At 67.3% G+C, this 14,324-nt stretch carries 13 protein-coding genes; 6 read left to right on the forward strand and 7 right to left on the reverse strand.

The features are described from left to right. Positions 1–180: 180 nt before the first annotated feature. The 3 genes from ABS88_RS15285 to ABS88_RS15295 are packed head-to-tail and all read right to left on the reverse strand — an operon-like array spanning position 181 to position 1,969. Positions 181–459 carry a hypothetical protein gene (locus ABS88_RS15285; protein WP_067183803.1) on the reverse strand — a complete coding sequence of 93 codons (279 nt, stop codon included), beginning with the start codon at positions 457–459 and terminating at the stop codon, positions 181–183. Continuing rightward, a complete protein-coding gene (locus ABS88_RS15290) occupies positions 456–803 on the reverse strand; it encodes a hypothetical protein (protein WP_286750079.1) in 348 nt (115 codons plus the stop codon). The genes ABS88_RS15285 and ABS88_RS15290 overlap by 4 nt, the downstream gene beginning before the upstream one ends. Then, on the reverse strand, positions 800–1,969 hold the full coding sequence (locus tag ABS88_RS15295) for an isovaleryl-CoA dehydrogenase (protein ID WP_286750080.1): 1,170 nt from the start codon (positions 1,967–1,969) through the stop codon (positions 800–802). The genes ABS88_RS15290 and ABS88_RS15295 overlap by 4 nt, the downstream gene beginning before the upstream one ends. Before the next feature lie 139 nt (positions 1,970–2,108). Here ABS88_RS15295 and ABS88_RS15300 point away from each other — a divergent pair, with 139 nt between their 5' ends. The 5 genes from ABS88_RS15300 (at position 2,109) to ABS88_RS15320 (ending at position 8,014) form a co-directional block, all read left to right on the forward strand. Beyond that, positions 2,109–3,005 (forward strand): LysR family transcriptional regulator, encoded by an 897-nt coding sequence (locus tag ABS88_RS15300; protein ID WP_286750081.1) that lies wholly within the window; start codon positions 2,109–2,111, stop codon positions 3,003–3,005. A gap of 76 nt (positions 3,006–3,081) precedes the next feature. Further along, positions 3,082–3,987, forward strand: a complete 906-nt coding sequence (gene cysD / locus ABS88_RS15305; RefSeq protein WP_067109884.1) for a sulfate adenylyltransferase subunit CysD — start codon at positions 3,082–3,084, stop codon at positions 3,985–3,987. 163 nt (positions 3,988–4,150) lie between these two features. Beyond that, positions 4,151–6,052 carry a sulfate adenylyltransferase subunit CysN gene (gene cysN / locus ABS88_RS15310; RefSeq protein ID WP_286750082.1) on the forward strand — a complete coding sequence of 634 codons (1,902 nt, stop codon included), beginning with the start codon at positions 4,151–4,153 and terminating at the stop codon, positions 6,050–6,052. Beyond that, complete coding sequence (locus ABS88_RS15315; protein ID WP_286750083.1) at positions 6,049–6,804, forward strand: 3'(2'),5'-bisphosphate nucleotidase CysQ; 756 nt, start codon at positions 6,049–6,051, stop codon at positions 6,802–6,804. Before cysN ends, ABS88_RS15315 begins: the two co-directional genes overlap by 4 nt. A 73-nt stretch (positions 6,805–6,877) precedes the next feature. Next, positions 6,878–8,014, forward strand: a complete 1,137-nt coding sequence (locus ABS88_RS15320; protein ID WP_286750084.1) for a zinc-binding dehydrogenase — start codon at positions 6,878–6,880, stop codon at positions 8,012–8,014. Between the two features lie 127 nt (positions 8,015–8,141). Here ABS88_RS15320 and ABS88_RS15325 read toward each other — a convergent pair whose 3' ends face one another. From ABS88_RS15325 to ABS88_RS15340, 4 genes are all read right to left on the reverse strand, one after another. After that, a complete protein-coding gene (locus ABS88_RS15325) occupies positions 8,142–9,293 on the reverse strand; it encodes a cell wall hydrolase (protein WP_286750085.1) in 1,152 nt (383 codons plus the stop codon). 9 nt (positions 9,294–9,302) lie between these two features. After that, positions 9,303–10,223, reverse strand: a complete 921-nt coding sequence (gene cysK, locus ABS88_RS15330) for a cysteine synthase A (protein WP_212597131.1) — start codon at positions 10,221–10,223, stop codon at positions 9,303–9,305. Then, complete coding sequence (locus ABS88_RS15335; RefSeq protein ID WP_286750086.1) at positions 10,220–10,894, reverse strand: RBBP9/YdeN family alpha/beta hydrolase; 675 nt, start codon at positions 10,892–10,894, stop codon at positions 10,220–10,222. Before ABS88_RS15335 ends, cysK begins: the two co-directional genes overlap by 4 nt. 124 nt (positions 10,895–11,018) lie before the next feature. Continuing rightward, a complete protein-coding gene (locus tag ABS88_RS15340; protein WP_083675089.1) occupies positions 11,019–12,335 on the reverse strand; it encodes an MFS transporter in 1,317 nt (438 codons plus the stop codon). 127 nt (positions 12,336–12,462) lie between these two features. On the opposite strand from ABS88_RS15340, the gene ABS88_RS15345 reads away from it, so the two are divergent. Continuing rightward, positions 12,463–14,223, forward strand: coding sequence for a DUF885 domain-containing protein (locus ABS88_RS15345; protein WP_286750087.1), 1,761 nt, complete (start codon positions 12,463–12,465; stop codon positions 14,221–14,223). The last annotated feature ends 101 nt before the right edge of the window (positions 14,224–14,324 follow it).

The following is a 14,324-nucleotide window of genomic DNA, read 5'->3' on the forward strand; positions in this document are numbered from 1 at the left end:
AATCTGAGACACTCCATCGTCCGTTCGTGCTGAGCTTGTCGAAGCACCGCCCTTCTTTTGCGGCGCCAAAGAAAAGAGCGGCCCTTCGACAAGCTCAGGGCAAGCGGTGTAGATTTAAGGCTCGGTGTAGAGCGTGCGGTAATCGCCTTGGATTGCGTCGCTCCGCTCCTCGCAATGACGTCAATCATTTGAGGCCTGTTTGCCAACCGGCTTCCTGCGGATCAGGTGGCGATAGACGCCGACGCAGTTGATGCAGAGCAGCGCGACATTCTGCCATCCGATGCCCTCGCTGTCGGATTGCAGGAACCCCCACGCGATCAGCGCGAGGCTACTGGTCACGAAGATGACGAACGCCCAGCCGTTCCACCGCTCGCCGAGATTGAGCGAGACGAGCAGCGCCGCGATCGTCGCCGCGGCGGCGCCATAATATTGCAGCGCGTCGAGCATCGTCTCGCTCATGCCGCCCCCAGCAGCGCGAGCGCGCCCGATGCGGTGAGGAAAGGCCAGCCGATGTGCCGCCCGCGCGTATAGACGGCGTCGAACAGCCCGGTCGCGGTCCACGCCGTGCCGATCAGCAGGATCAGCCCGCGCGGCGTTCCCGGCCAGATCACCGCCGCCGCCGATACCAGCATCAGCAGCGACAGCGCATGCCAGGCGAGGCGAAAAACGCGGCGCGCCAGATCGACGCCCATCACGCCCTGATCGAGCATCATCAGCGGCCCGATCAGCCGCCGCTCGCCGAGGACGCCGTGGACGAAGGCCGTCGCCGCCATCAGCGCCGCCGACAGCCAGAGCAGGCTCACGCCCCGACGCCGATCAGTTCGCGGCCGATCAGCATGCGCCGTATCTCGTTGGTGCCCGCGCCGATGTCGAGCAGCTTGGCGTCGCGCCAATAGCGCTCGACCGGCCAGTCCCTGGTGTAGCCCGCGCCGCCGAGCGCCTGGATCGCCTCGCCCGCGACCTTCACCGCGCTCTCGCTCGCGAGCAGGATCGCACCCGCCGCATCGAAGCGCGTCGTCTGCTCGGCATCGCAGGCCTTGGCGACGTTGTAGACATAGGAACGCGCCGACTGGAGCGCGACATACATGTCGGCGACCTTCGCCTGCATCAGCTGGAACGAACCGATCGGCTTGCCGAACTGCCGGCGCTCGCGGACATAGGGAATGACGGTGTCGAGGCACGCCTGCATGATGCCGAGCTGGAGCCCCGCCAGCACGACGCGTTCGTAGTCGAGCCCCGACATCAGCACGCCGACGCCGCCATTCTCCGGCCCCATGACCTGTTCCTCGCTGACCTCGCAATCGGTGAAGACGAGTTCGGCGGTGGGGGAGCCGCGCATGCCGACCTTGTCGATCTTCTGCCCGATGGCGAAACCCGGCATGTCCTTTTCGATCAGGAAGGCCGTGATGCCGCGCGATCCCGCCTCGGGGCTGGTCTTCGCGTAAACGACCAGCGTGTCGGCATGGGCCGCGTTGGTGATCCAGTATTTCGTGCCGTTGAGGATGAAGCGGTCGCCTTTCTTCTCGGCCTTCAGCTTCATCGACACGACGTCGCTGCCCGCGCCGGCCTCCGACATGGCGAGGCTGCCGACATGCTCGCCCGAGATCAGCTTCGGCAGATATTTGCGCTTCTGCGCTTCATTGCCCCAGCGGCGGATCTGGTTGACGCACAGGTTCGAGTGCGCGCCATAGGACAGGCCGATGGCGCCCGACGCCCGCGACACTTCCTCGACCGCGATCACATGCTCCAGATAGCCGAGGCCCAGCCCGCCCCATTCCTCTTCAACCGTGATGCCGTGCAGGCCGAGATCGCCCATCGCGGGCCACAGTTCAGCGCGCGGGAACCAGTCCTCGCGGTCGGCGCGGTCGGCCAGCGGCGCGATCACCTCGTCGGCGAAGCGGGCGGTGGTGCCGCGGATCATGTCGGCGGTCTCGCCGAGCGCAAAATCGAAATCGGGGGTAGCGCGCATCAGGGTTCCTTCGATCGGGAGCGGAACAGGGGCCCCGCCCGCGCGAACTGCCCGCACGAACGTGGTCGCCGCGAAGTCTGCCGCAAAGCCGCAGCATATGAAAATTGAAACTTCATGCGTTTCAGCATAAGAAAAACTTATGATAAAGCGCGCGCATATTCGCCAGTTCCTCGCCGTCGTCGATGCGGGCAGCTTCACGCGCGCCGCGCAGCATATCCGCGTTACCCAGCCCGCGCTGTCGACCGGCATCGCCGACCTCGAACGGCTCGTCGGCGCGCCTTTGTTCATTCGCAACCGCCGCCAGATCCGCCTGACCGAGGCGGGCGGCCGCTTCCTGCCGATCGCGCGCGACCTCGAACGCGGCTTTCGCGCCGCCGACACCTTCGGCCGCGCCGAGGAAAGCGACCGGCCGGCGCTGAAACTCGGCACGATCCGGTCGGTGCCCGGCGAGTTCCTGCAGGCCGTCGCGGCGCTGCTCGCGCGCGACTTCGCGATCGAGATCGTCGAGAATGGCGAGTCGGACCTGCGCGCCGGCGTCCATGGCGGGCGGCTGCATATCGCGCTCGTCCCGCTGCGCCCCGGCGAGCGCGGGCCGCATGTCGTCCCGCTCTATGACGAGCCGCTGGTGATGTTCGTCGCCGCCGACCATGTGCTGGCCGGGCGCGGGGAGGTCGGGCCCGAGGAACTGGCGCCCGAGACGATGATCGCGCGCCGCGCCTGCGAATTGCTCGACGCGACCAGCCGCTTCTTCACGCGCCACCGCGTCCGCCCGCGCTTCGCGCTGCGCAGCGACAGCGACGAACGCTGCCTGCGCATGGTCGCGGCGGGGGTGGGCATCACCACCGCGCCGGTATCGCTCGCGATCGAGGGCATCGTGCCGCTGCGGGTCGGCGGCTATGACCTGCGCCGCGAGCTTGGCCTGCTGATCCATCCGACGTGGCGCGCGCAGGCCGATGTCGCGCCGCGGCTCGCGCATGCGCTGCCCGCGATCGAGCGCGCGGCGACCGACTGGCGCGCGGCGAAGGTCGATGGTTGAGCCGCACAAGTCTGGCTTGCACCGGGAAAAGGGCATACAGCTTGCCCGGCGCGATACGGGACGGCAAGGGCGGGGGATGATCGATACGCTGACCCATCTGGACCGTCTGGAGGCCGAGAGCATCCATATCCTGCGCGAGGTGATGGCGGACGCCGCCAGGCCGGTGATGCTCTATTCGGTGGGCAAGGATAGCGCGGTGATGCTGCATCTGGCGCGCAAGGCCTTTTATCCCTCGCCGCCGCCTTTCCCGCTGATGCATGTCGACACGACGTGGAAGTTCCGCGCGATGTACGAACTGCGCGACCGCATGGCGGCCGAGAGCGGGATGGAACTGATCGTCTATCAGAACCCGGAGGCGAAGGCGCGCGGGATCAACCCGTTCGACCATGGTCCCCTCCACACCGATATGTGGAAGACCGAGGGGCTGAAGCAGGCGCTCGACCTCCACGGCTTCGACGTCGCGTTCGGCGGCGCGCGGCGCGACGAGGAAAAGAGCCGGGCGAAGGAGCGCATCTTCTCTTTCCGCACCGCAAGCCACGGCTGGGACCCGAAGCAGCAGCGCCCCGAGCTGTGGAACCTCTACAACGCCCGCAAGGCGAAAGGCGAAAGCATCCGCGTCTTCCCGATCTCGAACTGGACCGAGCTCGACATCTGGCAATATATCGCGCGCGAGAATATCCCGATCGTGCCGCTTTATTTCGCCGCGCCGCGCCCGACGGTCGAGCGCGACGGCCTGTTGCTGATGGTCGACGACGACCGCTTCCCGCTGCGCGACGGCGAGGTGCCGGTGGAACGCTCGGTGCGCTTCCGCACCCTCGGCTGCTATCCGCTGACCGGCGCGGTCGAGAGCGAGGCGGCGACGCTGTCCGCGGTCATCCAGGAAATGCTGCTGACCACCACCAGCGAACGGCAGGGCCGCATCATCGACAAGGACGGCGGCGACGCGTCGATGGAGAAGAAGAAGCAGGAGGGGTATTTCTGATGGCTGATCCTGCAAATATCCTCCCCGGAACGGGGAGGGGGACCACCCGCAGGGTGGTGGAGGGGCCGGGGGCTATCGGTTCAGCGCACCGCCAATTGGAGAGGTTTCGACCCCTCCGTCAGCGCTGCGCGCTGCCACCTCCCCGTTCCGGGGAGGGTCGGGCATGACCGACCCCGTCTACGTCACCGACGCCCTCATCGCCGAGGACATCGACGCCTATCTCGCGCAGCACGAGCGCAAGTCGCTGCTGCGCTTCATCACTTGCGGTTCGGTCGACGACGGCAAGTCGACGCTGATCGGGCGGCTGCTCTACGACAGCAAGATGATCTTCGAGGATCAGCTTGCCGCGCTCGAAGCCGACAGCCGGCGCGTCGGCACGCAGGGGCAGGAGATCGACTTCGCGCTGCTCGTCGACGGGCTCGCCGCCGAGCGCGAGCAGGGGATCACGATCGACGTCGCCTATCGCTTCTTCACCACCGAAAAACGCAAGTTCATCGTCGCCGACACGCCGGGGCACGAGCAGTATACGCGCAACATGGTCACCGGCGCGTCGACCGCCGACCTCGCCGTCATCCTGATCGACGCGCGCAAGGGGGTGCTCACCCAGACGCGGCGGCACAGCTTCCTCGCGCATCTGCTCGGCATCCGGCACATCGTGCTCGCGGTGAACAAGATGGACCTCGTCGGCTACGACAAGGCGGTGTTCGACCGCATCGCGCTCGCCTATCGCGCTTTCGCGAGCGAGATCGGGATCACGAATTTCACCGCCATCCCAATCTCGGGGTTCAAGGGCGACAATATCACCGCGCTGTCGCCGAACACGCCGTGGTTCAAGGGACCGGCGCTGATCGAGCATCTGGAGAGCGTCGATGTCGGCGGCGCCGCGGACGAGGCGAAGCCGTTTCGCATGCCGGTGCAATGGGTGAACCGCCCCAACCTCGATTTCCGCGGCTTTTCGGGACAGATCGCGAGCGGCCGGGTCGCGCCGGGCGACGCGATCCGCATCCTGCCGAGCGGCAAGACCACGACGGTTGGGCGGATCGTCACCCTCGACGGCGACCTTTCCGAAGCCGTCGCGGGCCAGTCGGTCACGCTGACGCTCACCGACGAGATCGACTGTTCGCGCGGCGACGTGATCGCCGCCGCCGACGCGCCGCCCGAAGCCGCCGACCAGTTCGAGGCGACGCTCGTCTGGATGGCCGACGAGGCGATGATTCCCGGCCGCGCCTATTGGCTCAAGCTCGCGACGCAGAGCGTGTCGGCGACCGTGCAGGCGCCGAAGTACGAGATCAACGTCAACACGCTCGACCGCCTCGCGGCCAAGACGCTGGAGTTGAACGGCATCGGCGTCGTCGAAGTGTCGACCGACAGGCCGATCGTGTTCGAGGCCTATGCCGACAATCCCGCGCTCGGCGGCTTCATCCTGATCGACAAGCTGACCAATGCGACGGTCGCGGCGGGGATGCTGCATTTCAGCCTGCGCCGCGCGCAGAACGTCCACCGGCAGGCGACCGACATCGATCGCGAGATGCGCGCCGACCTCAAGAATCAGCGGCCCGCGCTGCTGTGGTTCACCGGCCTGTCGGGGTCGGGCAAGTCGACGATCGCCAATCTGGTCGAAAAGAAGCTGCACCGGATGAACCGCCACAGCTTCCTGCTCGACGGCGACAATGTCCGTCACGGGCTAAACAAGGACCTCGGCTTCACCGAGGCCGACCGGATCGAGAATATCCGCCGCGTCGGCGAGGTGGCGAAGCTGATGACCGACGCCGGGCTGATCGTCATCACCGCCTTCATCTCGCCCTTCCGGGCGGAGCGCGAGATGGTGCGCGCGATGCTGCCCGAGGGCGAGTTTATCGAGATCTTCATCGACACGCCGCTCGCCGAGGCCGAGAGGCGCGACGTCAAGGGCCTCTACAAGAAGGCGCGCGCCGGGCAGCTCAAGAATTTCACCGGCATCGACAGCCCCTATGAGGTTCCGGAGAACCCCGAAATTCGCATCGATACCACCGATATGACGCCCGAGCAGGCCGCCGAACTGATCGTCGAGCGGCTGCTGGGATGAGCGCGCCCGAAAGCGACGAGCAGCTTGCCGAACGGCTCGCGACGGCGGCGGGGCGCCTGCTCGACGAACTGCGCGCCGATGGTGGCCTCGAAGGCAAGGCGCTCGGCATGGAGGGCGATGCGCGTGCCAATGCGCTGCTGTGCCGCGAACTGCGGGCCGCGCGCCCCGACGATGCACTGCTGTCCGAAGAAGAGAAGGACGACGCCGCGCGCCTCGCGCACCGCCGCGTCTGGATCGTCGATCCGCTCGACGGCACGCGCGAATATGGCGAGGGGCGCCGCGACTGGGCGGTGCATGTCGCGCTCGCGATCGACGGCGTGGCGAGCGTCGGCGCGGTCGCCTTGCCGGGGCAGGGGGTGACGCTGACGTCGGGCGCTCCCATCACCCTGATCCCCGCCAACACGCCGCCGCGGATGCTCGTCAGCCGCACGCGGCCCGCCGCCGAAGCGGTGTTCGTCGCCGAGCGGCTCGGCGCCGAACTCGTCGCGATGGGATCGGCGGGCGCCAAGGCGATGGCGGTAGTGCAGGGTCAGGCCGATATCTACCTCCACACCGGCGGCCAGTATGAATGGGACAATTGCGCCCCCGCCGCGGTCGCCGCCGCCGCCGGGCTGCACGTCAGCCGCGTCGACGGGTCGCCGATCCGCTACAACAACCCCGATCCCTATCTGCCCGACCTGCTGATCTGCCGGAAGGAACTGGCCGACGCGGTGCTGCGACTGGCAGCGGCATATCGACCCGCGCAGGAGTGAGGTCGCCATTGCCAGCCGGCACGCGCTCGCCTAGATCGGTTGCATCGAGAAACTGAAAAACGGGAGATACGCGATGACCGACCTGCCAGCCACCAACCTCGTCATGCTGACGCTGGTCAAGCCCGAGGGCGAACTCGAGGTGTTCTTCGAGCGGCGCCCGATGCCCGAGCCCAAAGCGCACGAGGTGCTGGTGAAGGTGCTGGCGACGCCGATCAATCCGTCGGACCTCGGCCTGCTGTTCGGCGGGGCCGACATGACGACGGCACGCGCCGCGACCCGCGACGGCCTGCCGGTCGTCACCGCCGACATTCCGCCGCAGGGGATGCGCGCGATGGCGAGCCGCGTCGGCGACGCGCTGCCGATCGGCAACGAAGGCTGCGGCCTCGTCGTCAAGGCCGGCGATTCGCCGGAGGCGCAGGCGCTGCTCGGCCGGACGGTGGCCTTGCTCGGCGGCGAGATGTACGCCGAATATCGCTGCCTGCCGGTCCAGATGTGCATGCCGCTGCCCGACGGGACCGATCCGAAGGACGGCGCCTCCTGCTTCGTCAACCCGCTGACCAGCCTCGCCTTCACGGAGACGATGCGGATGGAGGGGCACAGCGCGATCGTCCACACCGCGGCGGCGTCGAACCTGGGCCAGATGCTGGTGAAGATCTGCGCGAAGGACGGCATTCCGCTCGTCAACATCGTGCGCAGCGCCACGCAGGTCGAAATCCTGAAAGGGCTGGGTGCGAAGCATATCGTCAACAGCAGCGACGATGATTTCATGGACCGGCTGATCGCCGCGATCACCGAGACGGGCGCGACGCTCGGCTTCGACGCGATCGGCGGCGGCAAGCTGGCGGGACAGATATTGTCGGCGATGGAGGCCGCGGCGGTGAAGCGGATGACCAATTACAGCCGCTATGGCTCCGACAGCTTCAAGCAGGTCTATATCTATGGCGGGCTCGACATGGGGCCGACCGTGCTCAACCGCAGCTTCGGTTTCGCCTGGTCGCTCTCGGGCTTCCTGCTCACCCCCTTCATGCAGAAGGCCGATGCCGAGGTCGTCGGCCGCATGCGCCAGCGCGTCGCGGACGAGCTGACCACGACCTTCAAGAGCCACTACAGCCACGAAATCTCGCTGGTCGATACGCTGTCTCTCGATGCGGTCGCCGCCTATAATGCCAAGCGGACAGGCGAGAAATATCTGATCCGTCCGCACGGCTGATCCGGGGCAGCGTCGGCATGAACCCGCTCGTCATTGCGAGCGGCGAAGCCGCATGGCAATCCGGAGCTTGTGGTAACCGCTCTGGATTGCTTCGCTCCGCTCGCAATGACGATGAAACGGAGCCGCCTTACCGCTTCATGCACTGACGCTTGTCGTCGCGCTTGTACTCGGTGCAGTTCCACAGCGCCTTTTCGAACGCCGCCTTGTCGTCGCGCAGATAGGAAAAGCTCATCGCCGCGCGCTGGATTTCGCTCATCGCGTCGGAATCGGGCTTCAGCACCGGGTTGGTCCAGCCCATGAACTTGCAATAGGGCCGGTCGCCGCACAGCCGCAGCGCCGTGGCCACGAAGCTTTCTGGCGCGGCGCGGTGGTCGAGCTGGACATAGAGGGCGTCGCGCCCCGCGCCGCCGCCGGAACCCGGAACGATCCGCGTCTCGCCGATCTCGGCCTTGGCATCGGCGCCCGCCAGCTCGACCGGCGCGGTCAGCGCCGCCGCATGGAACGGGGACAGCGCGGCGAGCTTGGCGACCGGGCCGTCGCTTCCCGCGACGGCGCCGCGAAAGGCGCCGGGCGTGCCCCAATAGCCCGGCCAGCGGAAGAAGAGATGCGTGTCGACGACCGCGATCTTTTCGAGGCTGTCGCTCCAATAAGGGCGGACCCAGTCGGTATGATAATGGGTGGCGAGCCCGACCTCGGGGTCGGTCGATCCCGACAGCATCCGGTCGGCGAGCGCGCGGGCGCGCGTCCATGCCGCATCGGAATAGCGGCGGTCGAGCGCCCCGTCGCAGGTGAAGGTGAACTGGCATCCGGTCGCCCGCTCCGATCCCTGGAACACGACGCCGCAGATCGACTTGGGAAAGGCGGGGTGGCGGACGCGGTTGATCACGACCTGTCCGACCGCGCGCTGGCCCTTGGCATCGTCGCCGGCCTCGTAGAGCATCGCCGAGGCAAGGCAGTCGCGCGCACGCGCGCGGTTGTCGCCATTGCCGGGATAGACGAAGGGTCGCGCCGCGACGAAACCCTTCTTCACCAGCGGAATATGGGCGTTCTCGGTGCGTGCATCATCCTCGGTGAGGGGGGCGAGTTCGGTCGGCAGCACCGCGGGCACGACGTCGGGCGGCGGCGCGACGGGGTGCGGCCGGACGGCGGCATCCGCACCCGGCCCGCGCCCGCTGGCATGGAGGACGGCGACGATCGCGATCGCCGCCAGCAGGACGAACAGCCATCCCGCGCCGTCGCGCCGCAAGGCCGGCGGATCGCGCTCGTCGCTGGCCGGCATGGCTGTGACCTAGATTTCGGGCAGGAAATCGGGAACCGACAGGTAACGCTCGCCGGTGTCGTAGTTGAAACCGAGAATGCGCGCGCCCGCGGGCAGGTCGGGAAGCTTCTGGTGGATCGCGGCGAGCGTCGCGCCCGAGGAGATGCCGACGAGCAGGCCTTCCTCCGCCGCGGAGCGGAGCGCCCATTGCTTGGCATCCCCCGCATCGACCTGGATGACGCCGTCGAGCAGGTCGGTGTGCAGGTTGCGCGGGATGAAGCCGGCGCCGAGGCCCTGGATCGGATGCGGACCCGGCTGGCCGCCCGAAATGACGGGCGACGCGGTCGGCTCGACCGCGAACACCTTCAGATCCGGCCAATGCTGTTTCAGCAGCTGGGCGCAGCCGGTGATGTGGCCGCCGGTGCCTACGCCGGTGATCAGCGCGTCGATCGGCGAATCGGCGAAATCGTCCAGGATTTCCTGCGCCGTCGTGCGAAGGTGGACCTCGACGTTGGCGTCGTTCTCGAACTGCTGGGGCATCCAGGCGCCGGGGGTCGTCTCGACCAGTTCGATCGCGCGTTCGATCGCGCCCTTCATGCCCTTTTCGCGCGGCGTCAGGTCGAAGGTCGCGCCATAGGCGAGCATCAGGCGCCGCCGCTCGATCGACATGCTTTCGGGCATGACGAGGATCAGCTTGTAGCCCTTGACTGCGGCGGCCATCGCCAGGCCGATGCCGGTATTGCCCGACGTCGGCTCGACGATGGTGCCGCCTTGCTTCAGGCTGCCGTCACGCTCGGCCGCCTCGATCATCGCCAGCCCGATACGATCCTTGATCGACCCGCCGGGATTGCTGCGTTCCGACTTGATCCACACCTCCGCGTCGGGAAACAGTTTCGCGACGCGGATGTGCGGCGTGTTGCCGATGGTTTCGAGGATCGAATTGGCTTTCATCGTCTGTGTGCACTTTCCCTATGTTCGAAGCGGGGATCGCGACGGACCCGGTTCGGCCAGTCTCCCGAGCGGATCCAAAGCCTTTCGTCGGCCAGCGCGGGCGTCGGCGCAGGTTGTAACGAGGCCAGCAGATACTGTCCATAAGGCCAGTCCCCGAGCCCCGAGTCGGCATTGAGATGACCGAAGGGACCGGCGTTGACGAAGCGCGCGTCCCATTGCCGCGACAGGCGCCACACATGGGCGGTCTTCGCATAGGGATCGTTGTCGCTGGCGACGACGGTCATCGGGACGCGCGAGGTGAAGGCGGGCGCATCGGCGAAGCCGGTCAGGCCGTGATCGTGCCGCAGGCGCGACAGGTCGGGCGGGGCGACGAGCAGCGCCCCCGCCAGCCGCGCGCGGGCCAGTCCGCCGGCGGCGGCGAACCAGTGGGCGAAGGCATGGCAACCCAGGCTGTGCGCGGCGACCAGGATGGGTTCGTCGTCGGTGGCATCGGCGATCGCATGGTCGATCCGTCCGACCCACTCGTCCTTGTCGGGCGCGTCCCAGCGGCCGAGATCGATGCGCTCGCAGCGGGAGAATTTGCGCTCCCACAGGCTCTGCCAATGGGTGGGCCCGCTGTTGTTGAGGCCGGGGATGGTCAGGATCCGGTGGCGGATGGTGGCATTGTGCATGGCGGTTTCTCCATCGAGGGAAGAGGAAGCCGCGGTGACGGGTGCGCTCACCATAATTCAACCAAATAAATAGACAATAGCTTTTGGACGGAGCGAGGACCTTTTGCGACCAGTGGTGATGCGCTCAGCGCGCCGCCGGTTCGAACTGCGGCTTGAAGGTGCGCGCGTGGCGCAGTTCGGGGAACAGCCAGGCCCAGATCGCGGTGACGCCGATCGCCGCCGCGCCGCCGACGACGACCGCGCCGATCGGGCCGAGCACCGCGGCCATCGCGCCCGCGCGCATCTCGCCAAGCTCGTTCGACGCCGAAATGGCGAGGCCCGACACGGCGCTGACGCGGCCGCGCATATGGTCGGGGGTGTTGAGCTGGATCAGCGTGCCGCGCACGAAGACCGAGAACATGTCCGCCGCGCCCATGACGATCAGCAGCAGCATCGAGAGCGCGAAGTTGGTCGACAGGCCGAACGCGACGGTGCCGGCGCCGAACACCGCGACCGCCCACAGCATCTTGACGCCGACGTTGCGCTCGATCGGCCGGATCGCGAGCCCCAGCGCGACGATCGCCGCCCCGATCGCGGGCGCGGCGCGCAGGAAGCCCAGCCCCTCCGACCCGGCGTGCAGGATGTCGCGGGCATAGACGGGCAGCATCGCGGTGGCGCCTGACAGGATCACCGCGAACAGGTCGAGGGTGATCGTGCCGAGCAGGAAGCGCTCCTTCCAGGTGAATTGCAGCCCGTCGACCATCTCGCGCAGCGGGTGGCCGCGCACCTCGGCGGGCGGCGGCAGCACGGGGCGCACCCGGCCGAGGGTGAGCGCCGACAGCGCGAGCAGCACCGCCGCGAAGACATAGACCGAGGCCGGATGCGCGGCATAGATCAGCCCGCCCGCGGCGGGGCCGACGACCGCGGCCGACTGCCAGGCGATACTGCTCATCGCGATGGCGCGCGGCAGCACCTCGATGGGGACGATATTGGGCGCGATCGCCGACATCGCCGGGCCGGAGAAGACGCGCGCCACGCCGTGCAGCGCGGCGAGCGCGAACAGCAGCGGCAGCGTCAGCCCTCCGGTCCAGGTGAACCAGCCGAGCGTCGCGGCGATGCCGATGTCGATCAGGTTGGAAAAGATCGCGACGCTGCGCCGCTCGAACCGGTCGGCCGCCCAGCCCGCGACCGGGGTCAGAATCGCCAGCGGCACGAACTGCACCAGTCCCAGCAGGCCGAGCTGGAACGACGCCTCGCGGATCGACATGCCGTAATCGGTGCGCGCGGTATCGTAGAGCTGATAGCCGATGACCACCACCATCGCCATCGTCGCCATCACCGCGGTGAAGCGCGCGAACCAGTAATATCGGTAATCGGCATAGCGCAGCGGGGAAGGGGCTTTGGCCGCGGCATCCCCCGGCAGCACGGGCTCTTCGTCGGGCGGTGGTGGGATGGTGGCCATGGTCCCGCTCCTAGCCCGGCAATCCCGGCTGTCCAGAGGCGCGATGCTGTCGTTCGTCGATTATCGGGTGCCACGCGCGGGGGCGGATGCCAGAAGAGGCCCTATCGGAAAACAGGGAGATACCCGCATGAAACCCAGATTTGCCCACCTCGGCGGGGCCGCGATGGCGGCCGCGCTCCTCGTCCTGACCGCCTGCAACGCATCGGGCGGCGCATCGGGCGGCGCATCGGGCGACGGGGCCGCCTCGACGCAGCAAGCGAAGGACTGGACCGAGTTCCGCGACAATTTCCTCGCCGGCTATTTCCCGCTCAATCCGAACTTCGCGGTTTATCAGGGCAAGCATGAATATGACGGGCAACTGCCCGACTGGTCGCCCGAAGGCATCCAGAAGCAGATCGCCTATCTCGAAAAGACGATCGCCGACGCCAGGGCGTTCGACGCGCAGATGACCGATGCCGAGAAATTCGAGCGCGACTATCTGGTCCATGTGGCCGAGGGGCAACTCTTCTTCCTGAAGGACGCGGACTTCCCGCACCGGAACCCGGCCTTCTACGTCGGCTCGCTCGACCCCAACGTCTATGTCTCGCGCCCCTATGCCGACGCCGCGACGCGGATGAAGGCGTTCATCGCCTATGCGCAGAAGGTCCCGGCCGCCGCGGAGCAGATCAAGGCGAACCTGACGCTTCCGCTGCCCGCGACCTTCGTCAAGTTCGGCACGGCGGGCTTCGGCGGCTTTGCCGACTATTATACCGGCGACGCCAAGAAGGCCTTTGCAGAGGTCAAGGACCCCGAACTCCAGAAGCAGTTCGACGACGCGGCGGCAAAGGCGGCGGCGGCGATGAAGGACCTTGCGGCCTATGTCGGCTCGAAGCCCGGCACCGCCGACGGCTGGGCGCTGGGGCCCGACCGGTTCGCGAAGATGCTGCTCGCCAACGAAGGGGTCGACACGCCGCTCGACGAACTCGAACGCATCGGCCAGGCCGACCTCAAGCGCAACCAGGACGCGCTCAAGGCCGCCTGCGCGACCTATGCCGCGGGCATGACGATCGCCGACTGCATGAAGAAGATGAACGCGGACAAGCCCGCCGACGGTCCGGTCGCGGAGGCGCGGCGGCAGCTGCCCGCCCTGCGCGCCTTCCTCGTCGAAAAGGACCTCGTCACGATCCCCGGCACCGAACAGGCGCAGGTCGAGGAGTCACCGCCCTATAACCGGCAGAACAGCGCCTATATCGACATCCCCGGGCCGTATGAGAAAGGCCTGCCGTCGGTCTATTACATCTCGCCGCCCGACCCCGCGTGGGACAAGCAGACGCAGATGGATTTCGTGCCGGGCCGCAAGGACCTGATGTTCACCTCGGTCCACGAGGTGTGGCCGGGCCATTTCCTCAACTTCCTCCACTCGAACCGCGCCGAGAGCATCTTCGGCAAGCTGTTCGTCGGCTATGCCTTCGCCGAGGGCTGGGCGCACTATACCGAGGAGATGATGTGGGATGCCGGGCTGGGGGACGGCGACCCCGAAACGCATATCGGCCAGCTTTCGAACGCGCTGCTGCGCGATTGCCGCTATCTTTCGGCGATCGGCCTGCACACCAAGGGCATGACCGTCGCCGACTCCGAAAAGCTGTTCAAGGAACAATGCTGGCAGGATGAGGGCAACGCCCGGCAACAGGCGGCGCGCGGCACCTATGACCCGCTCTACCTCAACTACACGATGGGCAAGCTGATGATCCGCAAGCTGCGCGAGGACTGGACAGCCAAAAACGGGGGGGCGGGCGACCGGACCAAGTGGAAGGCCTTCCACGACCAGTTCCTGTCCTACGGCGGCCCGCCGATCCCGATGGTGCGTCAGGCGATGATGAAGGAAGACGCGCCGAAGGCGGTGTTCTAGAAAATCGTGCGTTAAATCTGCATCACCCTTTCTGCCGTTCGTGCTGAGCTTGTCGAAGCACCGTCCTTCTTCTTGCGGCGCCGAAAGAAAGAACGGCCCCC

This window comes from Sphingopyxis sp. SCN 67-31 (assembly GCF_001725095.1).